Here is a 20810-nt window from a genome sequence, read left to right on the forward strand (position 1 = left end):
CTCAGCCTTCGTTGATCGCCTCAGGCATGGTCGACATCATCGCCGGTCGCGAGGTTCCCGCACTCGACGAGCGCCACGTCATGGCTGGCAAGGTAGCTCCGCGCGCCCTGGTCGCCGGTGGCGCTGTCGAGGATCCCAGCCCAGTGGGCTCGCCCGAGCAGCACGGGGTGCCCGGGTACGGCGCGGTAGGCGGCGCGACGAAGAACTTCTGTCGATGCAGCGGAGGGGAGCTGCTCGCCCGCGCCGAGCACCCGTCGGATGACGGCTGGTCCGACATCGGGCAGGTCGACCAGATGGACCAGCGCGGCGTCGGGGCGCTGGTCCAGGGCGCCGAGGTGGCGCAAGCCTGCGGCCAGGGACGCCCCCATCCCGTTCTCCCAGTCCGCAGCAACGATCACCTCGACCGGGCTGTCCGCCAACAGGGCGGCGGCTTCCTCTGCTGATGCGCCCAGCACGACGGTGACGGCGTCGCACCCGCCTTCAGCGAGGGCCCGGACACTGGTCAGCAGCCACGGCACGCCGTCGGGCGCCGTGACGAGGGCCTTGGGGAGTCCCATCCGGCGGCCTGCACCTGCCGCGAGGAGAAGTCCGTGCGCCATCTCAGTCGCTCGATCGCAAGGGCACCAGCACGAGCTTGCGGCCGGGGGAGGTCTTCTGCAGCTCCCAGACCTCGGCAGCCGCATCGAGCGGGAACGATTCCGTCGGCAGCACGAGGTCGCCACGGCGCGCGTGCTCCAGCAGCGCCACCGAGGCCTCGGCCTTGAGGTCCGGGTCGGCCAGTTGGTTGCTGTAGGTCAGCAGCGACCGCCCGCGTACGACGGCGAAGGGAAGGTCCACGGAACCGGCTGCCGAAGCACCAACCGAGACCGCCCGGGCGCCGAGGCGGGTGGCCTGCAGTGCGGCGACCAGCGGGGCGCCGTACACGGGGTCGAAGACGACGTCGGCTCCGCCGCCCGTGGCAGCCACGAGTTCGGAGACGTCGTCCGGGTCCAGCACGACCCTGGTGTCGGCCGTCGACGCCAGGGCACCGAGCCGGGTGCGGTCGCGCGCGACTGCGACGACCCGACCGGCGCCGAGCAGGCGCGCGACCCGCACCGCCATCTGCCCGACCGCGCCGGTGGCGCCGAGGACGACGACCGTTTCACCGGGCTGCAGGCGGGCGAGGTGCACCAGCGGCATCCACGCGGCGAGGCCGACGATGCCGACGGCGAGCGCGGCCTCGTCGCTCACTTCGTCGGGGACCGCGACCAGCCGGGCCGGATCGACCACGGCGAACTCGGCGAACGAGCCGTGCGGGGAGAGGGTGCGTTCGGCGTAGAACCGGCGGCCGTCGTACTCGACGACCGCTTCGTTGCCCACCACGCGGGGGACCGGTAGCGAAGCATCCGCCGCCTGCTTGAGGTCCACCGGATTCATGCCGGACGCGAGCACCCGCACCACCGCCTGGCCGGGGCCAGGCAGGGGTGCGGGTGCGTCGACCAGCGTGGGCGGGGCTGAAGGCGAATCGAGGCGGAACGCCTTCATCGCTCGTCTCCCGTCGATCGGAGGTCGGGCCTCAGACGAGGCCCGACCTCCGATCATCCCAGCACCGCCCAAGTGACGTCGGGTCAGCGCAGGACGGGGAACCGGCGAAGAAGCTCGGTCTTCTCGAGGCGGGCTCCCAGGCCCCAGGTGGCGCCAGCACCGACCAGGGCGAGGACGACGAGCGTGATCGCGCCGAGCAGGTGGTCGTCGATCACCGGGTTGTTCTCGGGCGGCAGGACGACGGTCCACATCATCACGTAGAGCAGGGCGCCGGAGCCTGCGGCAAGGCGCATCGCGGCGCCGAGGGTCAGCGCGAGGCCGATGCCGAGCAGGGCCAGCATGAACAGGGTGTCGGCCCAGGCCGCACCGGCGATGCTGTTGTAGAAGCCCTTGAAGGGGCCGTCCGCTCCGAAGGCGAGGAACCCCTCGGTGGGGCTGCCGCCGTTGATCCAGGCCGCGTCGCCGAACCGGTCGAGTGTCCCGGTCTGGTCGTAGCCGGTGTGGAAGCCGAGCGCGAAGAGCTTGTCGACGAAGGCCCACAGGAACGTGAGACCGAAGCCGATGCGGAGTACGGCGACCGCTCGGGCCGCCGTACCCCGCAGCTGGACACCGCCGGAATCACTGGACGTGGTGGTGGGGGTGACGCTGTGCTTGTGGATGACCGCCATGGTCATGACCTCCTCAGTTCGTGCTCCGAGCCTGTCGCGGTTCGGTGCCGGGGGTGAGGGCCAAAGGTCATGTGTTGGGCAGGCGGTGGTCCCGTCGCTCAGACGTCGTTGGCGAGGATGTTGTCGATGTTCCTCTCGGCCAACGCGGTGATCGTGACGAACGGGTTCACCGTGGTGTTGCCGGGGATCAACGCGCCGTCGATGACGTAGAGCCCGTTGTACCCGTGCAGCCGGCCGTAGTTGTCGGTCGCCTTGTTGAGGACCGCGCCGCCGAGCGGGTGGTACGTGAGACCGTCCTGCCAGGTCTTGTAGCCGCCGAACAGGTCGGTGCGGTAGATCGTGCCTTCCTTGCTGTTGATCTTGTCGAAGATGGTCTTGGCCATGTTGATCGAGTCCTGCTTCCAGGCGGTCTGCCAGGACAGGTCGACCTTGTTGGCCGCAGCGTTCCAGGTGAACTCGGCACGACGGGTCGTCTTCGTGATCGCCAGGTAGAGCGACGCGTAGGTCTCGATGCCGGTCGGCAGGGGAGCGACCTCCGCGAAGGCACCGCCCGCGTCCCAGTTGTCGATGCCCGAGCAGGGGATCGTCGACTGCAGGGTGCCGGTTGCGTCCCACATGTGGTTGGCGCGACCGACCATCACGTTGCCGTTGTCGCCCCAGCCCTTGCCGATCTCGTTGTTCAGCGCCGGCAGCGCGCCGGTCGCCTTGAGCTTCACGAGCAACTTGCTGGTGCCGACGCTGCCCGCGGCGAAGAACACCTTGTCGGCCGTGACCGTCTTCGTGGCGACGACGGTGCCCGAGGTGTTGATCTGCTCGATCGTCACCGTGAAGCCACCGCCCGACGCGGGCGCCACCGAGGTGACCTTGTGCAGGGTCGAGACGTTCACCCGGCCGGTGGCCAGGGCCTGGGCGAGGTAGGTCTGGACGAGGGACTTCTTGCCGTGGTCGTTGCCGTACATGACCTGGCCGTCGAGCGCCGAACGGGTGACCGTCCCGGCCTGCTCGGCCTTCATGTAATTCCAGTCGTAGATGTCGGGGACGAACGTCCACGCGAAGCCCGAACGTTGCGCGTGCTTCCGTCCCACCCGGGCGTACTGGTAGCAACTCGCGGTCTCGAACCAGGCCGGGTCGATGGAGGCGACGCCGAGCGCGGCGTTGGCCCGCGGGTAGTAGGTGTTGTACATCTCCGTCGCGTCGACCGACGGCAGGATCGTGTTGAAGCGCGACTGCTTGGGGGTGACAGCCATGCCTCCGTTGACGAGCGAACCGCCGCCCACGCCGCGGCCCTGGTAGACCGTGATGCCCGCGAACTCCTCGGCGTCGAGGACGCCGGTGTACTTCTCGATGGTCGTGTCGATCGGGAACCCGAAGAAGTTGCTGACCGGTGCCTTGGACTTGGTCCGCAGCCAGTAGGCCCGCTTGTCGGGCGAGGTCACCTTCGCGAAGATCTTGCCGTCAGGACCGGGGGTGTCCCACGACATGCCCATCTCGACCATCTCCACCGGGATGCCGGCCTGCGCGAGGCGCAACGCGGCCACCGCGCCGCCGTACCCGGTCCCGATGACCAGCGCCGGAACCGAGGCGCCGTTCCCGATCGCTGCGGCACTTGCCCGCCCCGGCATCGCGGCGGGCAGTCCTACCGCCGCGATGCCGAAGGCCGAGCCGGTGCCGGCCAGGAATCCGCGCCGGGAGACGCGGCTGCGTCCCTTGCCCGGCGTCGTTGTGTCCTGCATGTGATCTCCCTCACGTTGTCGGACGAAACAAGAACATGTTCTACAGGGCGGATCGACGACCCGTCACCCCTTACTGACGGGTAGGGGGTACTCGCGTTTCCTTGGACATCTGTCCAGTCAGCCGGTGATCCGCAGGTCGAGTCCGCCGACCCTGGCGGGCTCGATCCGGAGTTCGGTGTCGGTCGACCCGGCGCCGAGGAGGGCGCGTTCGGCCAGCCAGGCGCTGGTTGCCGGGATCGAGGTGGCGCCGAAGACGAGGCGGGCGAGGCCGTCCCTGTTCCCTGCTTCCAGGACGAGCGCGGGACCGTCGTCCAGCACCCACCGGTCCCCGGTGCCGATGGCCGGATCGAGGAGCCCCTGCCAGCGCTGCCGGGCTGCGTCGAGGTCGCTGGCGGTGACGACGACTTCCCGGACACCGGTGAGGCCGGGGCCCGCCGCCTGGGTCTCAGCGAACCTCTGCGCGTCGGCCGCCCGGCGGGCCGGGACGTCGTGGCCCCACTCGCAGATGGCGAGGTACTCGGGCGGTAGTGCGAACAACCCGGCGGACATCCGCCCGAGACGGCGGCCAGAGGCAACTCGTCCCATGGCCGAGCCCATCGCCCCGGACATGGGCGCGCCGGCGACGAGCGCCCGGGCGCTCGCTCTGGAGACGACCGGCGTCCCTTCGCTGAGCACGCCGTCGACCGGGAACACCCGCCAGTTGGGGCCATCCGTGGCTCGTCGGAAGGGCCCATACGTGGAGGGGCGCGTGTGGGGTCCGGCGAAGGCCAGCGGTGCGAGATGGGGCACGCCCCGGTCCTGGAGTTGGGCGCTGGAGGCTGCCGCCGTGGTGGCGGGCTCGAAGACGATGCCGGTCAGTGCGATGCCGTCGCCCGGTTGTGGACCACCCCGTTGCCGGGTCGATTCCAGGGTCATGTTGCCGGCCGCGAGGATGATGAGTTCGAACGTGGGACAGCCGACCTGGGGCGCGCTCACGGGGAGTCCGAGAACCTCGGCCAGTACGGCGGCGGTGGCCTCCGGATCCTTGCTGAGCACGTTGACGTGGTCGATGCGGCACACTGCGGCCGGCCGCATCAGGCCTTGGCCTGCGCGATCCCGATGACCAGTGGCCGCACGATCGGCGGTGCCTTGAGCAGCTGGTCGTGCCGCAGTTCGGACACCGTGAATCCGGCGCTCTCGATCGAGGCGAGCGTGTCGCGGTTGCAGTGGCAGCCGTGCCCGATCCGGACCTGGATGCCGTGCAGGCGGTCCTGCCAACGGGCGAGACCGGGGTCGTCCGATCGCACGTGCTCGAGGAACAGCAACCGGCCGTCCGGCTTGAGCAGTCGGCGGATCTCCGTGAGTGACTTCGCCGGATCGCCGACCGTGCACAGGACCAGGGTGGAGACGACGACGTCGAAGCTCGCGTCGACGAAGGGGAGGTCCTCCGCCGGCGCCCGCACCACCTCGGCGGTCCGGGCGGACGCGGCGAGCTTGTCCTCCAGGCGGCGGGCCATCGGCTCCTCCGGCTCGGTGATCACGAGCTCGGCCACGTCGTCGCCGTAGAACGGCAGGTTGGCGCCCGTGCCGCCGCCGATCTCCAGCACCCGCCCGCTCGCGCGCCCGACGAGCGCCTGGCGATGCGCGCGGAGCACGGACTTCTCGGCGCCCTCCATGATCCGGTCGTAGCCGGCCGCGAAGACTCGTCCCCAGATGCTCATGTCAGACCGCCTCGAGCGCGATGGGCACGCCGTTGAGGTGGGACATGCCCGCCAGTCGCTCGACGTCGGTCACATTGCTCGACGTGAGCTGATTGACGTTGGCGCCACCGGCCTTGTTCGCGCGCTCCCAGCCACCGCCGACATGGCCCCAGCCGTGCGGCACGGCGACCGTACCCTCGCGGACTTCGTCGGTCAGCAGGGCGATCGTCTCGATGACGCCGTGTTCTGAACGGATCCGGACCTGCCCGCCGTCGGCAATCCCGGAGGCGACCGCGTCACTCGGGTTGATCCGTGCGCGATGCTCGCGCTTGCCCTTCATCAGCAGCTCGCTGTTGTGCATCCAGGAGTTTTGGGAGCGCAGTTCGCGCAGCCCGATCAGCCGCAACGGGAACGCCGGGTCGTCGACGTGCCGATCACCGAGCCGGGCGAGTTCCTCGGCGATCGCCGGGGGATCGAGGCGCACCTTGCCGCCGCGGTGTCGTACGGCGTGCTTGAGCTGCCCGGTCGCGGCGTGGTCGCCCAGGACGATGCCGTGCGGGTTCTTGCGCAGCTTGGCGGCGTTGAGTCCGCCACGTCGCAGGCCGAACCTGTCGCCGTACGGGCCGAGGCGGAGAAGGTTCTCCATCAGGGCGCGCGGGCTCAGCCAGACGGGCGAGAGCCGATGAGCCAGCGCGACCGGTTTCCCCACGTGCCGCAGCGGCCCGAGCATGAACAACGCGACCCCGGCACGACGAGCGATCTCGTCGACGATCTCCCACTCCTGGCGGGCTTCGCCGTACGGCGCCAGGACCGCCTCGGTCGACTGGAAGAAGGGCGTCGGGGCTGCCGAGGCGATGGCGATCGGGAAGTCCTCGCGCTCGAGGAAGGTCGTTGCGGGCAGGACGTAGTCGGCATGCCGGTTGGTGTCGTTGACGTAGAGGTCGAGCGACACGAGCAGGTCGAGTTCGGGCAGCGCAGCGGACAGCGCCTCGCCGTTCGGGACCGAGAGGACCGGGTTGCCGGCGACCAGGAACATCGCCTTCATCTGGCCCTTGCCCGGGGTCGTGATCTCGTCGGCCATCAGGGCTGCGGGGAACGATCCGAGCACTTCGGGGAAGTCGCCGAGCCGCGAGCGCTTCTTGTCGTACGACGCCAGCCCGACCCGCTCGGCCATCTCCTCCAGCGGAATGGCGCCGACGCTGAACAACGTGCCGCCGGCCCGGTCCAGGTTGCCGGTCACGATGGAGAGCGCATCGATCAGGAAGCTGACCAGCGTGGCGTGCCGGCCCAGGCACGCACCCGTTCGGCCGTACGCCGTCGCGCTCGGCGCGGTCGCAAAGTCCCGTGCGAGTTGCCGGACCGTCGCCGCGGGCACGCCGGTGATGGCTTCCGTGTCCTCGGGGGACTGCGCGGCCGCGGCGGTGCGAAGCAGGTCGACGCCACGGGCCTGCTTGCGGAGGGCGGCCTCGTCGGCCAGACCCTCCTCGAACACCACGTGCAGCAGGGAGAGGAGCAGCCACGCGTCGGAGTCGGGCTTCACGGAAATGTGCTCGAAGGCCCGGGCCGTCTCGGACCGACGGGGGTCGACCACGACGACGCGACCGCCACGGGTGGTGATCGCCTTCAGGTGGTCCTTGATGCGTGGCGCGTTGATCGCGCTGCCGTGGGACACGAGCGGATTGGCGCCGAGCACGAGCAGGAAGTCGGTGCGGGGGAGGTCCGGGAACGGCAGTTGGGTCAGGGCGCCGTACAACAACTGGCTGGCGACGAACCTGCTGTTGATGTCCTGCGAACCGGCCGAGTAGAGGTGGTCGGAGCCCAGCCCCTTCATGAAGCCCGCGACCCAGAGGGTCGTGGAGTAGGAGAAGGCGCTCGGGTTGCCGAAGTACATCCCCACCGCCTTGCCGCCGTACGTCGACCGGACCTTCTTCAAGCGGGTCGCGATGTCGGACAGGGCGTCGTCCCAGCTCACCTGTTCGAACTCGCCGGACGCGTTGCGGCGCAGCGGATGCAGCACCCGGTCGGGGTCGTTCTGGACGTCGGTGAACGCGATCCCCTTCGGGCATGCCTGGCCGCGGGACAGCGGGTGGTCCTGGTCGGGACGGAGCGAGAGCAGGCGGCCGTCCTCGACAGTGGCGACCAGACCGCACAGCGGTTCGCAGATCCGGCAGTAGGTGACCTTCTGTTCGACCGTCATTCGAGCAGTGTGACCGACCGGGGAGTTGCCCGCCATGGTCACGTCGCGGGGGCTGCGGCCCCTCAGCCAGTAGCGTGGCGCGATGAGTGACGACGAACATCGCAACCCGTCCGAGGTCTCCTCCGAGCGGAGCTGGTTCGACGAAGTCGCCGCCCGGGCCCAGGACATCGCGTCCCGTGACGTGTTCTTCCTCGCGATCGTGGGCCTCACCGTGCTGTGGGCACCCAGCTATTTCCTGCTGCACTCGCTCGACCACTGGTACATCGCGTTCGTGCTCCCGGCCGAGATCCTGACCCTGTTCCTCGTCGTGCTGCTGGAGAACCACAACCGACGATCCGAGCAGGCGCTGCACCGGAAGCTCGATGCCTTCGCCGCAGCCCTCGCGGCGATCGCTGCGGACTCGGCGTCCGAGGACGTCAGGAAGCACGCCAAGGAACTGCGTGCCGCCGTCGGTCTGCAGGACCGCGAGAGCACCGACTAGCTCAGCGCGAACGCCCGCTCCGCCATCGGGAGCGCGGCCGCCCGGTCCTCGGGCACCAGCCCGACCCGGGTACGACGATCCAGCAGGTCGTCCACATCGGCAGCACCTTCGTGGGTGATGCCGAACACGAGCTCTGCGAGCGTCACCCCCTGCGGGCCGGGTGCCAGGAGCTCGTCCTCGGTCAGCCCGGTGACATCGACCGCGTTGGACAGCACCAGGGCGGCCTCGGTGCCGAATCGTCGTACAAGACGGGCGGGGGCTTCGAGGAGGGCGAGTTCGTCGCGGGGCGCGGCGCCGAGCAGCGGCAGGTTGCGGGTGAGGCAGGGCGACGAGGTCAGCGCGACCGCGTCGACCGCGTCTTCGGCCATCTGCCGGTACGTGGTCAGCTTGCCGCCGACGATGGTCACGACACCGGTGGGTGAGGTGAGCACGGCGTGCTTGCGGGACAGGTCGGCGGTCGAGCCGTCGGAGTCGAGCAGCGGACGCAGGCCGGCGTAGGTGCCGATCACGTCGGCACGGCGGATGGGCTTGTCGAAGGCGGCACCGACGACGTCGAGCAGGAAGCCGATCTCGCTCTCGCTGGCCTGCGGGACGTCGGGGATGTCGCCCTCGGTCTCCTCGTCGGTGAGGCCGACGTAGATGGTGCCGTTCGGCTGGGGGAGGGCGAAGACGAACCGGCTGGTCGTGCCGGGGACGGGAACGGTGAGGGCCGCAGCCAGACCGGGGAGAGTCGACGCGCGCAGCACCAGGTGGGTGCCGCGCGACGGCTTCAGCTTCACGTTCTCGACCAGCGATCCGGCCCACACCCCGGTGGCGTTGATGACGGCCCGCGCCGTCACGGCGTGGGTCTCGCCGGTCAGCTCGTCGCGGAGCACAGCGCCCTTCCCGGTCGCCGAGACCACGCGGGCGCGGGTGCGCACCTCGGCTCCCAGGGAGGCCGCCGTACGGCACAGACAGGTGACGAAGCGGGCGTCGTCCTCGAGTTGGCCGTCCCAGCTGAGGAGGCCGCCGCGCAGGCCCTGCTGGCGCAGCGACGGCGCGAGGCGCAGCGCCTCGTTGCGCGAGATCCGTCGGGGCCGGGGGAGGGTGTCGACGCTGGTGCCGGCGCTGATCCGCAGGGCATCACCGGCACGGAAACCGGCGGAGGCGAGCGCGGCCTGGGCGAGCGAGACGCTCGACATCAGCGGCAGCAACATCGGCATCGGGTGGCTCAGGTGCGGAGCCGTCGACTCCATCAGGATGCCGCGCTCCACGGCGCTCTCGTGGGCGACGCCCACCTGCCCGTTGGCGAGGTAGCGGAGCCCGCCATGCACCAGTTTGCTCGACCAGCGCGACGTACCGAAGGCCATGTCGTGCGCGTCCACCGCGAGCACCGACAGGCCACGCGAGGCGGCATCGAGAGCCACGCCGGCGCCGGTGACGCCGAGGCCGATGACCAGTACGTCGACCGAGACGGGCGCGTCGGCGAGGCCGGGACGGACGCGGGAAGGAGTGGACGTCATGGTGCGAGGTACCTCCGGACGAGAGCGGTGAGTTCGGTGTCGAAGTCGGTCTGGGTCAGTTCGTCGTCCTGCATCGTGTGCGCCGAGATGGCGAAGCCGTGGGCGGCGAGCATGAGGGAGCGAGCCATCAGCAACGGGTTCCCGGAGCGGATCTCGCCGGTGGCCTGCGCTTCTGCAAGGCGGTCGGCAAGAGCGCCGATGATGACGTCCTGGGAGCGGCCGCGCCGGTCGATCAGGTAGGGCAGCAGTTGTTCGGGATCGACGTCGACGATCCGTCGGAAGAGTTCGTTCTCGCGCAGCACCGAGACGGCCGCGGCCATGCGACGCGCGATCACGTCGAGCAGGCCGTCCGCTTCCTGCACGACCTCGTTGACGACCTGGTCGATCTGCGCGACCCACTCGCGCGTCATCAGGTCGGCGAGGATCGACTGCATGTCGGGATAGGCGCGGTAGACCGTCATCCGGGACACGTCCGCGCGGCGGGCCACATCGGTGAGGGTCGCGCGCTTCCAGCCCACCGTGAGGATGACCTCGCGGGCTGCGTCAAGGAACCGATCCTTGTTACGAACTGACGTCATGTGTCACACTGTAACGCATGACCCAGGAAATGCACCCCCAGCGCTGGGGAAGCCCCGCCCACGCAGGCCCCCTGCCGGAGTCCACCCAGGGCCTCGTGGAGTTCGCGTTCGGTGCGCTCAGCACGCCGGCCGTCGCGGACGTCTCCCTTCCCGCTTCGGGCCTTTCCGACGACCTCCTCGCCGGCCTGCGCGACGTCATCGGCGCTGCGAACGTCCTCACGGACGACGAGAGTCGTCGCCTGCGTACTCGCGGCAAGTCGACCCCCGACCTGCTGAAGGCTCGCTCCGGTGACCTCACCGACGCGCCCGACGCCGTCGCACGCCCCGGCTCGCACGACGAGGTCGTCCAGTTGCTCGCCTGGGCCGTCGACCACCACGTCGCGGTCGTCCCCTTCGGTGGCGGTACGTCGGTCACCGGCGGTCTCGTTGCGCGACGCGAGGGCTACGCCGGCCTGGTCAGCCTCGACCTGATCCGGCTCAACCAGCTCGTGAGCGTCGACCCGATCTCCATGACGGCGAAGCTGCAGCCCGGCATGCGCGGCCCCGAGGCCGAGGCGGCCCTCGCGGCCCACGGCATGACGCTCGGCCACTTCCCCCAGTCCTTCGAGTTCGCCACCATCGGTGGCTTCGCGGCGACCCGCAGCAGCGGCCAGAACAGCGCGAGCGTCGGCCGCTTCGACCAGCTGGTCGTCGGCCTCAAGGTCGCCACGCCCATCGGTGAACTGGTCGCCGGCTCCTCGCCGCTGAACGCCGCCGGCCCCGACCTCCGCCAGCTCGTGCTCGGCTCCGAGGGCACCTTCGGTGTCATCACCGAGGTCACGGTGCGGGTCCGCGCGATCGCCACCGAGACGGCGTACGAAGCCTGGCGCTTCGAGACCTTCGCTGCCGGTCAGGCCGCGATGCGCCACCTCGCGCAGAACCAGATCCTCCCGACCATCATCCGGCTCTCCGACGAGAGCGAGACGGCGCTCAACCTGGCCAGCCAGACGGCCGTCGGTGCGGAGGCCGCCACCGGTTGCCTGATGATCGTCGGCCACGAAGGCGCCTCGATCGCCAACAAGCGCGGCGTCGTCACCGAGGCGCTGACCGCCCTGGGCGGCGAGGCGCTCGGCGAGGAGCGCGGCAACGCCTGGAAGGCCGGGCGCTTCCACGCGCCGTACCTCCGCGACTCGATGCTCGACGTCGGCGTCCTGGTGGAGACGCTGGAGACCGCCACCTTCTGGTCCAACACCGACCGCCTGTACGCCGCGGTGAAGAGCGCGCTCGAGGCCAGCCTCGGCGAGGGCACCCTGGTGCTCTGCCACGTCTCGCACGTCTACGAGACCGGCTGCTCGCTGTACTTCACCGTCGCGGCCAAGCAGGGCGACGACCCGCTGCCGCGCTGGCTCGCAGCCAAGGCGGCGGCGTCCGACGCCATGATCGAGTCCGGCGCGACGATCACGCACCACCACGCTGTCGGCACCGACCACAAGGCGTGGTTCGAGCGCGAGATCGGCCCCGTCGGCGTCGCTATGCTGCGCGGCGTGAAGGCCACCGTCGATCCCACCGGGATCCTGAACCCGGGGGTGCTGATCCCGTGAGGTCGTTCTCCTTCCTCGTCAACCCGCTGTCGGGCGGCGGTGCGGCTCCGGCGGCCGTCGTTCCCGTCGCGCGACTGCTCCGTGACGCGGGCGCCGAGGTCGAGGTCACGTACTCGCCCGGCCCCAAGGCCACGCTCGACCTGGTCAAGGCCGGCGTCGCGCGCGGCGACGTGATCGTCGCCGTCGGCGGCGACGGCATGCTGTCCTCGATCGCCGGTCAGGTCTCGCAGGAAAACGGCGTGCTGGGCATGGTCCCGGCCGGCCGCGGCAACGACTTCGCCCGGATGCTGAAGCTGTCGGAGGACTCCGAGGTCATCGCGAAGGTGCTCCTCGAGGGCGCCGAGACGCCGACCGACCTGATCTCCGTCACGCTGCCCGGCGCCGAGCCGCGCCTGGTCGCCGGCTCCGTCTACTCCGGCGTCGACGCTCGCGCAGGCGAGATCGTGGACAAGGTCCGCTGGATGCCGGCCAAACTGCAGTACCCCTATGCCGCGATCCACTCGCTGGCGACGTACGTCCCCTGCGACTTCACGGTCGTCGTCGACGGCGCGTCGAAGTCCTACCGTGCTGCGACCGTGGTCGTGGCGAACTCCGGTTACTACGGCAAGGGGATCCACATCGCCCCGGACGCGTCATTGACCGACGGACTCCTTGATGTGATCGTCATCGAAGCAGTCTCGCGCCGCGAGATGATGAAGGCGTTGCCGAAGGCGTACGACGGGTCGCACGTGCTGCTCGACCAGGTGACCGTGCTGCGGGGGGCAACAGTGGAGATCAGTGGAAGCCCGTCGGTCCCGATGGGCGGCGACGGCGAACCGCTCGGGATGCTGCCGACGTCGGCGAAGTCGCCAGCGATTGTCCAGGTTCTCCCGGGTGCCCTGAAGATCCTCACGTGAAGTTCCTAGACCACGAGGCCGCCCTCACGGTGATGGCCGACAAGATGGCCGAGCTCAAGCCGAAGCTGCGCGGCTGGCTGCACGCGGGCACCGTCCCGTTCGTGATCGCTGCCGGCGTCGTCCTGATCGTGCTGTCGCCGACCGGGGAGACCAAGATCGGCTCCGCCGTCTTCATCGCTTCGGCGCTGCTGCTCTTCGGCGTCTCCGCGATCTACCACCGCGGCACCTGGCAGCCGGCGATCTGGGCGCTGCTGCGCCGCTTCGACCACGCCAACATCTTCGTCCTGATCGCGGGCACCTACACCGCGTTCGCGATGCTGCTGCTGGAGGGCACGTCGCGACTGGTGCTGCTCCTGGTGATCTGGTTGGCCGCCCTGGCCGGTGTGTTGTTCCGGGTGTTCTGGACCGGCGCCCCGCGCTGGCTCTACACGCCGATCTACATCGGCATGGGCTGGGCCGCTGTCTTCTTCATCCCCGACTTCATCGACGGCAGCGAGAAGCTCGGTACGGCGGTCGCGGTCGCCACGCTCGTGCTGGTCGCTTCGGGCGGCATCCTCTACACGCTGGGCGCCGTGATCTACGGGCTCAAGAAGCCGAACCCGAAGCCGGAGTGGTTCGGGTTCCACGAGGTGTTCCACACCTTCACGATCCTCGCCTTCGTGTGTCACTACGTCGCGGTGTCGTTGGCGACGTACGCGCTGCGATGACCGGGCGCGCGTCCGGCGGACGCCGGATGCCGAACGCCGCCATCGCGGACCTGATGGAACTGGAGCGGGTCCGCGACCACGACCAGTTCATCGTCGTACTCCGGGAGCGGTTGGCGGCCGACCGGCGTGTGCTCACCAACGCCCGGGTCAAGCAGTGGCTCGGCCGGCGGTGGCGCGACCTGTTCCTGGTCGAGGCGATCACGGACGAGAAGGCGCTCGCCGTGGCCTCGGTCCGTCGTCGCAACGATGCTCGGTCGGATCGCCAGAAGATCGCCGAACGCTTCCTCGCCCACGACATCGAGGACTGGCGCCTCGAGTTGCCGGCCGCGCGCCGGGCCGGACGCAAGAAGCAGTCCGTGGTCTACAGCCCGAGCTTCGTGCACTCGGGGATCCCGCTGATCGGCTTCGCCGACGAGTTCCCGGTGGTCGCCCAGCGGCATTCGCTGTCGGTGGTTCGGGCCGACTCGCACGGCATCCGCGGAGCGGGCGCCAACGCGGTGAACCTCCTCGACGCCGCCGTGCGGGGGATCGGATCGGACGCGGCCGGCGTGCCGATTGCCAAGCCCCGGAAGCCCGGCGACGTCGTGCTGTTCGGCTACTCCAAGGGAGCCACCGACGCCTACGTCTTCCAGGGGCTCCACCTCGACGTGGCTCCGCAACTGCGGGCCGTCGTCAACTGGGCGGGCTGCATCGGCGGCACGCCCTTCGTCGACGACCTCTATCGCGTGCTCGCGCCGTTGCCGATGACGCTCGGCCCGGGGCGCGCCGCGATCCTGCCGATCCTGAAGGCCGCCCTGCCGTTGGCGAACCTCGACGGCCTGCTCGAGCGTCGCGACGAGTTCGACCTCAAGGCCGCGCTCCTTGACCTGACGACCGCCGAGCGGAAGAGGTTCGCCGCCGAGTACGCCGAAGCCATCGACGACACCGACGTACCTGTCTTCAACGTTGCGGGTGCCGTCTCGCCGCTGGAGGTCCCGCACTTCCAGGCGCAAGCCGCGATCAGCCTGGGCCGCAAATGCGGCGCCAACGACATGCAACTGGCCGTCGAGCACGCCCAGTCGCACCAGCCGATGTCGACGACGCTCGGCGTCGTCCGGGCGCATCACTGGGACATCGCGCTCGGACCGTTCCCGCGCTCGCACCGGCTCGGCTCGTCGAAGCTCGACAACAAGTTCCCGCGACAGGCCGCGCTCGCGGCCACCTTCGTCCTACTCAATGAACTCGGGCTGTCCGGCTGACCTGGGGTCAGCCGTCCAAGGGGGTTCCACCATGTTCGACCTGATCCTGCACGCCATCCCGGTCTTCATCGTGTGCCTGGTGCTGGAGGCCGCGTCCTTCCATTGGCTGCCCGATGACGACGAGTTCGGCTTCGAGCGCCGCGACTCGGTCACCAGCCTGACCATGGGCATCGGCAGCGTCTTCATCAACCTGGGCTGGAAGCTGGTCGTCGTGGCGGCGTACGCCGGCGCCTTCCTGCTGGCGCCGTGGGAACTCCCGGCGGACAACCCGTGGGTCTGGGGCGCGCTGTTCTTCGCCGACGACTTCCTCTACTACTGGTACCACCGCACCCACCACACGATCCGGGTCTTCTGGGCCAGCCACGTGGTGCACCACTCGAGCGAGTTCTACAACCTGACCACCGCGCTGCGTCAGCCGTGGACGCCGTTCAGCTCGCTGCCGTTCTGGCTGCCGCTCGCTTTCCTGGGCTTCGAGCCGTGGATGATCCTGCTCCAGCAGTCGATCAGCCTCGTCTACCAGTTCTTCATCCACACCGAGCGGATCAACCACATGTGGAAGCCGATCGAACTCGTGATGAACACACCCTCGCACCACCGCGTGCACCACGGCTCGCAGAGCCAGTACCTCGACAAGAACTACGCCGGGATCCTGATCATCTGGGACCGGATGTTCGGCACGTTCGAGCCGGAGGGGGAGCGGGTCAAGTTCGGCCTCACCAAGAACGTCAACTCCTTCAACCCGTTCCGGGTGGCCACCCACGAGTTCTCCGCGATCGGCCGTGACGTGTGGCGCGCCGACACCTGGCGTGCCCGGCTCGGGTACCTGTTCAAGGGGCCGGGCTGGAGCCCGACGCGATGACGACCATGACCGTGGTGCCCCCCAACGTCGGCCGGCTGGCGCTGCCCGGCTCCGGTGACGCCGGCGAGGTCCAGGAGGTCTGGATCACCCCGCCTGCTTGGTGCGCGGCCGGTGCTCATCATTGGGGAACTCTTGATCAAGCAGGTTCATCAGAAGTTCCCCAATGATGTGAGGCAGTCCCCAGCGCGCCGCGGCAAGAGCGGGCGTCCCGCCCCGTCAGCAGCAGATCTGCACGAGTGCGAGCAACGTCGTCGGCGCACGGGGCTTCTGCGGGATCGAATGGTTGAGAATGACCTCGTGAAGGAGCCGGCCAGCGACATCGAGGTGGCCCTGTCTGCTGCCGCGGCGGGTGCGGCGGTTGTGCGTGCGGCCTATGGAGCCGTGCACATCCGTCACGAGAAGGATGGGGCAGACTTCGCGACCGAAGTCGACCTTGATGCCGAGCGCGCGATCCTCGGTGTGATTGAAGCGGCCCGTCCCGGCGACATTCGTATCGGGGAGGAATTTGGTCACTCGGGTGGCTCTGGTGACCGTCGCTGGCTTGTCGACCCTCTGTGCGGCACCGTCAATTTCGCGGCGCAGACCCCGCTCATTGCCGTCAACGTGGCGCTCCTTGACGGCTCGTCGAACATCGCCGCCGTGTCAGCAGATCCGATCACCGGTGAGTTCTTCTGGACCGACGGGCAGCGTGCCTTCGTTCGCCGCGATGGCTCCGACGTGCCGCTCGATCCCTCACCGGAGTCCCGCCTTGTCGATGTCAACTGCGATGGTCCTACTGACCGGCCGTTCGTGGGTCCGCAGCTCCTTGCTGACCCAGCCTTCCGCGCAGTCTTCGGCGCCCGGGTGGTGTCCACGACGCTGGCTGTTGCGTGGGTCGCTGGCGGGCGTCGAGCGGGATACGTCAGCGACGGAAACTTCACCGACAACGTTCATTTCTCGGCGGGAATCGCACTGTGTCGCAGCGCGGGATGCGTCGTGACGGACCTGACCGGCCAATCGCTGGAGGGGGGCCGCGGCCTGATCGTGGCGGCTGAAACCGTTACCCACCAGCGCCTGGTTCAACTCATCCGGCCACACATGGGTGAAGCGCCTTAGTCACGCGCACCCGCGGCACGACCGATCGGCGGCAGATGACTGCGTTGGCACCGCTGCGCTTGCGTTGGCTGCAGACTCGTCTCCATGGACGTCTCAGACGGTGGCAGATTCGGAACGGTGATGGCCTCAAACGTCATCGCAGACGGCATGGCTCTGGAGCTCACCGACTTCTCGGATCCGCAGCCAGGTCCTGTGTTGGAAGCGTTCTGGCATGACGACGGCTCTGGGTTCGACTTCCGTTGCCACCGCGAAGCGAGACTGCCGTTCGACGTGGTCGAACGGTTCATCGCGGAAGCGCGGCGCCGGCTGCCTCCCGAATCGAACTAGTCGCTGCAGGTCCGGGCGCTTGTCGGGCTACGGTTCCGGCGTGGATGCGGGCAGGCTTCTGAACGATCTCTGTGTGCGGCTCGGCTACTGCCTTCCGCCAGAGGACCAACAGGAGATCGTCAACAATCCACCACCATCAGTTGACGCTTTCACGGACGCAGTGATCGTTGCCGAAGGATTCGATCCGGTTCTCATGGATACAGAGCAGCGCCAGCAGGTTCGCCGCATGGTCGCTGCTGCGTTCGGCGAGCCAGTACGTCCGAGTGGTCGTAGCCGGCGTCCCCGCTGACGACCGCTCATCGGCGTGACTGCGGCATTGGAAGACGTTTCAGTCCGTTGTCGAGTCTCTTGCCGCGGCCGGGAGGGGCTTCAGATCTGGCCGAGACTTCCAGCCAACGTCTCGCGGCATCGCATCATCTGGGCAACTAGCGCGCCGAGCAGTTCCTCGTGAACTGGCGCAGCGGAAGTCCTGAACGACCAACTCGTTCCGTTCTCGCTCAGTGTCTTGATCAGGACGAAGACGAACTCGACAGCACAATCAGAATCCAGCGCCTCAATGTCCAGGACCCCCAAGACATCATCGATCGGAAGCCGAGATTCAGATCGGTCTGCGACCGATTCGTCGGCATCTTCGTCGTCGTCCTCGTAGAACCACTCGCTGACCAGCTTCTGCCGAAGAATCTCAGCCTGCACATCCAAGGCACCGTAGAGATCCAGGTCGTTGACACCGTCACCGCCACTGCGTGCGCCCCAACGCGGGCCTTCTGGGGTCATCACTTTGATGAGAAAGAATGCGAACAGCGGACGCTCACCGTCCACGAGCCCGTGAATCCTGGCGTTGGGCAGCGCTACCCCCGGGGAGACGCGATGCCCAGGCGCAGAGTCGTGCATAGCGTGATTCCTATCCTTGGCTCCCATGGCGGAAGTGTTCCACTCACCCGCGTACCGGCGCGCGACAGTGAGGACAAGATGAGTGCTCACCGCTCGACCCACTATCGACCCGCCAAGACCGCTCAGCGGCAGAAGAGTGCGTTTTCGGCAGGGCGCGACATTCCCGGCCTTAGCTGGTCGATGGCCGGCGTGTTGCCTTGGATTACAGGTTCACCCCGGGTTGGCCCTGGCCTGAGGACTCTTGGGGGCTCGGCCCCATGTACGGCGAGGACGGGTGGTGCCACTCCTGCGGCACACCGTTCAGCGAACAGACTGGTCATCTCACGCTCCAGGGCAGCGGATTCCCGACAGCCTCGGTGTTCATCCCTAACTGGCAGTTCAACGCCATTTGCCTCGACGCTGCGACGGCCCAGAACGTAGCGGCACGTTTCAACGTGAGTATGCGGGAGGTCCGCAAACCACGGTCAGGCGGAACTGGCGTGCAGCAACTCATCCCGAGCGTCGGCAAGGAGCCCTGGTACGACCCCGAGGAGCTTGGTCGAGTCGTGTTGGAGCGCCATCGTCAGTACAGCGGCAACAGCATTGGTGCAACGTGCTCTGCCTGCGGGCGATGGCGATGGCTGCCGGTCGTAGAAGGAGATGCCCCTATTCGTCCGCAGGCGCTCAGCGGCGACACCGACCTCATCGCTTCGCCTGAGACGTTCGGCGACGGCTGGAGCACCCACCGTCATCTGGCGGTGCGCCGGGCGCTCGCGGAAACGCTCGTCTCGGCCAACCCCCGCACCTTCAGCATCCGCGAAGTATTTCAAACCTAGTCGCTAGAACCGCCGTCCGATCGTCGGCTACAAAGAGACAGATCCGGGCGCATCCATCGTTCGACCCGGCGGGGGAGTAGCCGTTACCGACCGCGCAGCGGCAACCCGGCCACGGTGCGGACGACGCCCGACACCATGCCGACGTACCCCCACAGCGACCGGATCGACAGGGCGACCGAGAAGACCGTGCGGGTGCCGCTCGGTGCGGGTTTGCCCGCGAAGCGGTCGGCCATCCAGTTGATCATCAGCGGCAGCGCGAGCGGGTGCAGGCTGAGGTGCTCGCTGAACCGGTCGCGGACGTAACGCACGGTGGCGCCGCCTTCGACGTACCGGTCGTGCTGGCCGTCGACGTCCTCGACGTGGATGATCTGGTCGTGCAGTGCCTGAGTCATCAGGATCGGGCAGGTCGGGATGTTCTGGCCGAGGCGCAGGTCGCCGAAGACGTACTGGATCTCCGGGGTGGCCAGGACGTCGGCCAACGGTGCGTCCAGGTAGTTGTCGAAGTCGTCGCCACGGTGATGGACGACGGCGCCGAGGGTGCTGCACTTCTCGAGGCGCTGCAGTCGCTTGCGACCCTGGAACGACGCGTGCTCGTGGATGACGGACGACAGGCCCGGGTACCCGCTGCGCAGGCCGGCCACGACCATCGCCGGGAGGCCGGCGTGGAAAGTGCCGTTGAGACGGATGAACGTCTGCGCCGGATCGCCCACGGGAGCGCCGAGAGCGGCGCCGACGATGTTCAGTTCGGGGGCGTACGACGGCGCCATCTCGGCCGCCCACGACGAGGCCATGCCGCCGCCGGAGTAGCCCATGATGCCCACGGGGGTGGAGTCCTGGAGTCCCAGCGCCTCGAAGTCGAGGGCGGCGCGGATGCCGTCCAGGACGCGGTAGCCGGGCTCGCGGGCTGCGCCGAACCGGCCGAGCAGGCCCTCGTGGTCAGCGATCGAGAGGGCCCAACCCTTGCGCAGCATGCCCGCCAGGAATGAGAACTCCAGGGGCGGAATCGAACCCCACGAGCGCGCGCCGCGACGCATCGAGTACGACGGGAAGGCCTTGCCCGAGATCGCGTCGATCGCGCACTGGTAGGCCAGTAGCGGTCGCGGCACGTCGGGATCGGCGCCCTCGGGCAGCACCACGGTGGTGACGGCGGCTTCGGGTGCGCCGTGCAGGTCGGTGCTGCGGTAGACCAGTTGCCAGGCTGACACCTGCTGGGGGATCAGGCCGAGGAAGGCCAGTTCGACCTCGCGGGACCGGATGATCTCTCCCGGTGCGAGCAGCCCGAGTTCGGCCGGAGGTGCGAAGAACGGGTCGTCCTGGGGGAGCAGTGGACGCACATGCTTCGCGTCGGCCGTGGGCGCCGGGGCCTGATCGGGCAGAGGTTGCACGACGCCATACAAGCATTTGGCGGACCGTAACGTGGACGGATGCCACAGGGCGGCTCTCCCGCACCCGGGACGATGACGCCGGAGAGCACTGTCCGACGTGGGCAAAGTGCGTGATGCTGGTCACATCTGCTCCCGTCCGAGATCGAGGACCCATGCTCACCTTCGACGACCTTGCCGCGCTCAGCCTCGATGACCTTGCCGCGCTGTATGCCGGTGGCACGGTCCCCGAGAACTTCGCGCTCGCCCTCGACAACAAGCCGAAGGGCCGCATGGTCGCGGTCCGCGGCCTGGATGGCGTCCCGGTCGTCAACAAGGTCATCGACATCTTTGCCAAGCACCCGCTGTTCCCATGGGACGGCAAGACGATGGACGCGACCAGCGAGCAGACCGCGGACGGCATCAACCGCGTCAAGGCCGGCGCCAGGATGAACTGGTTCCCGTTCAAGACGAGCGTGCAGCCGTCGTCGATCGACGGCGAGCCGACGATCGTGCTGGACTACGAGCAGAAGGGGAACCCGATCCTCATCAAGAAGATCCACGACGAGATCCGCGAGGTCGCCCCCGGCATGTACCTCGGCCCCGCGATGGCCAAGGTCGGCAAGGACAAGCCGCCGGTCCTCGTGCTCTGGTTCGCCCTCGACACCAACAAGTAGTC

General features: G+C 68.6%; 22 protein-coding genes. 11 read left to right on the top strand and 11 right to left on the bottom strand.

The genetic code is table 11. The features are described from left to right. Positions 1-20: 20 nt before the first annotated feature. From HRC28_RS11025 to HRC28_RS11055, 7 genes are all read right to left on the bottom strand, one after another. Positions 21-599, bottom strand: coding sequence for a nucleotidyltransferase family protein (locus HRC28_RS11025; protein WP_182380121.1), 579 nt, complete (start codon positions 597-599; stop codon positions 21-23). A gap of 1 nt (position 600) precedes the next feature. Next, positions 601-1524: a zinc-binding alcohol dehydrogenase family protein gene (locus tag HRC28_RS11030; RefSeq protein WP_182380122.1), complete on the bottom strand. Its 924-nt coding sequence runs from the start codon at positions 1522-1524 to the stop codon at positions 601-603. An 83-nt stretch (positions 1525-1607) separates the two neighbouring features. Then, positions 1608-2192 (bottom strand): hypothetical protein, encoded by a 585-nt coding sequence (locus HRC28_RS11035; RefSeq protein ID WP_182380123.1) that lies wholly within the window; start codon positions 2190-2192, stop codon positions 1608-1610. A gap of 98 nt (positions 2193-2290) precedes the next feature. Continuing rightward, the gene (locus HRC28_RS11040; protein WP_182380124.1) at positions 2291-3925 is read right to left on the bottom strand and encodes a GMC oxidoreductase; all 1635 of its coding nucleotides are present in this window, start codon (positions 3923-3925) and stop codon (positions 2291-2293) included. 117 nt (positions 3926-4042) lie between these two features. Then, a complete protein-coding gene (locus HRC28_RS11045; RefSeq protein ID WP_182380125.1) occupies positions 4043-4999 on the bottom strand; it encodes a hypothetical protein in 957 nt (318 codons plus the stop codon). Next, positions 4999-5625, bottom strand: coding sequence for a class I SAM-dependent methyltransferase (locus HRC28_RS11050; RefSeq protein WP_182380126.1), 627 nt, complete (start codon positions 5623-5625; stop codon positions 4999-5001). Before HRC28_RS11050 ends, HRC28_RS11045 begins: the two co-directional genes overlap by 1 nt. Before the next feature lies 1 nt (position 5626). Next, positions 5627-7801, bottom strand: coding sequence for a molybdopterin-dependent oxidoreductase (locus HRC28_RS11055; RefSeq protein WP_182380127.1), 2175 nt, complete (start codon positions 7799-7801; stop codon positions 5627-5629). Between the two features lie 82 nt (positions 7802-7883). Between HRC28_RS11055 and HRC28_RS11060 the strand changes: the two genes are divergently transcribed. Continuing rightward, positions 7884-8282 (top strand): low affinity iron permease family protein, encoded by a 399-nt coding sequence (locus HRC28_RS11060; RefSeq protein ID WP_182380128.1) that lies wholly within the window; start codon positions 7884-7886, stop codon positions 8280-8282. On the opposite strand, the gene HRC28_RS11065 is transcribed toward HRC28_RS11060, so the two are convergent. Continuing rightward, positions 8279-9784: a glycerol-3-phosphate dehydrogenase/oxidase gene (locus HRC28_RS11065; protein ID WP_182380129.1), complete on the bottom strand. Its 1506-nt coding sequence runs from the start codon at positions 9782-9784 to the stop codon at positions 8279-8281. The genes HRC28_RS11060 and HRC28_RS11065 overlap by 4 nt on opposite strands. Continuing rightward, a complete protein-coding gene (locus HRC28_RS11070; RefSeq protein WP_182380130.1) occupies positions 9781-10362 on the bottom strand; it encodes a TetR/AcrR family transcriptional regulator in 582 nt (193 codons plus the stop codon). Before HRC28_RS11070 ends, HRC28_RS11065 begins: the two co-directional genes overlap by 4 nt. 17 nt (positions 10363-10379) lie before the next feature. On the opposite strand from HRC28_RS11070, the gene HRC28_RS11075 reads away from it, so the two are divergent. The 8 genes from HRC28_RS11075 to HRC28_RS11110 all read left to right on the top strand — a co-directional run bounded on the left by HRC28_RS11075 (position 10380) and on the right by HRC28_RS11110 (position 17353). After that, on the top strand, positions 10380-11942 hold the full coding sequence (locus HRC28_RS11075) for an FAD-binding oxidoreductase (RefSeq protein ID WP_182380131.1): 1563 nt from the start codon (positions 10380-10382) through the stop codon (positions 11940-11942). Further along, the gene (locus HRC28_RS11080) at positions 11939-12838 is read left to right on the top strand and encodes a diacylglycerol kinase family protein (protein ID WP_182380132.1); all 900 of its coding nucleotides are present in this window, start codon (positions 11939-11941) and stop codon (positions 12836-12838) included. Before HRC28_RS11075 ends, HRC28_RS11080 begins: the two co-directional genes overlap by 4 nt. Further along, complete coding sequence (locus HRC28_RS11085) at positions 12835-13545, top strand: hemolysin III family protein (protein ID WP_237111797.1); 711 nt, start codon at positions 12835-12837, stop codon at positions 13543-13545. The genes HRC28_RS11080 and HRC28_RS11085 overlap by 4 nt, the downstream gene beginning before the upstream one ends. Continuing rightward, complete coding sequence (locus HRC28_RS11090) at positions 13542-14783, top strand: hypothetical protein (protein WP_182380133.1); 1242 nt, start codon at positions 13542-13544, stop codon at positions 14781-14783. The genes HRC28_RS11085 and HRC28_RS11090 overlap by 4 nt, the downstream gene beginning before the upstream one ends. A 31-nt stretch (positions 14784-14814) precedes the next feature. Next, entirely contained in the window at positions 14815-15642 is an 828-nt protein-coding gene (locus tag HRC28_RS11095) for a sterol desaturase family protein (RefSeq protein WP_182380134.1), read from the top strand. A gap of 297 nt (positions 15643-15939) precedes the next feature. Further along, complete coding sequence (locus HRC28_RS11100) at positions 15940-16737, top strand: inositol monophosphatase family protein (RefSeq protein WP_237111798.1); 798 nt, start codon at positions 15940-15942, stop codon at positions 16735-16737. Positions 16738-16821: 84 nt separating this feature from the next. Beyond that, on the top strand, positions 16822-17064 hold the full coding sequence (locus HRC28_RS11105) for a hypothetical protein (RefSeq protein ID WP_182380135.1): 243 nt from the start codon (positions 16822-16824) through the stop codon (positions 17062-17064). Between the two features lie 40 nt (positions 17065-17104). Then, complete coding sequence (locus HRC28_RS11110) at positions 17105-17353, top strand: hypothetical protein (RefSeq protein WP_182380136.1); 249 nt, start codon at positions 17105-17107, stop codon at positions 17351-17353. Positions 17354-17433: 80 nt separating this feature from the next. On the opposite strand, the gene HRC28_RS11115 is transcribed toward HRC28_RS11110, so the two are convergent. Beyond that, positions 17434-17982, bottom strand: coding sequence for a hypothetical protein (locus HRC28_RS11115; protein WP_182380137.1), 549 nt, complete (start codon positions 17980-17982; stop codon positions 17434-17436). Positions 17983-18212: 230 nt separating this feature from the next. Here HRC28_RS11115 and HRC28_RS11120 point away from each other — a divergent pair, with 230 nt between their 5' ends. Next, the gene (locus tag HRC28_RS11120) at positions 18213-18770 is read left to right on the top strand and encodes a hypothetical protein (protein WP_182380138.1); all 558 of its coding nucleotides are present in this window, start codon (positions 18213-18215) and stop codon (positions 18768-18770) included. 83 nt (positions 18771-18853) lie between these two features. On the opposite strand, the gene HRC28_RS11125 is transcribed toward HRC28_RS11120, so the two are convergent. After that, entirely contained in the window at positions 18854-20155 is a 1302-nt protein-coding gene (locus HRC28_RS11125) for a lipase family protein (protein ID WP_182380139.1), read from the bottom strand. Positions 20156-20307: 152 nt separating this feature from the next. Here HRC28_RS11125 and HRC28_RS11130 point away from each other — a divergent pair, with 152 nt between their 5' ends. Then, the gene (locus HRC28_RS11130; RefSeq protein WP_182380140.1) at positions 20308-20808 is read left to right on the top strand and encodes a hypothetical protein; all 501 of its coding nucleotides are present in this window, start codon (positions 20308-20310) and stop codon (positions 20806-20808) included. Positions 20809-20810 lie beyond the last annotated feature (2 nt).

It is taken from the genome of Nocardioides sp. WS12, from assembly GCF_014108865.1.
GTDB lineage: Bacteria > Actinomycetota > Actinomycetes > Propionibacteriales > Nocardioidaceae > Nocardioides.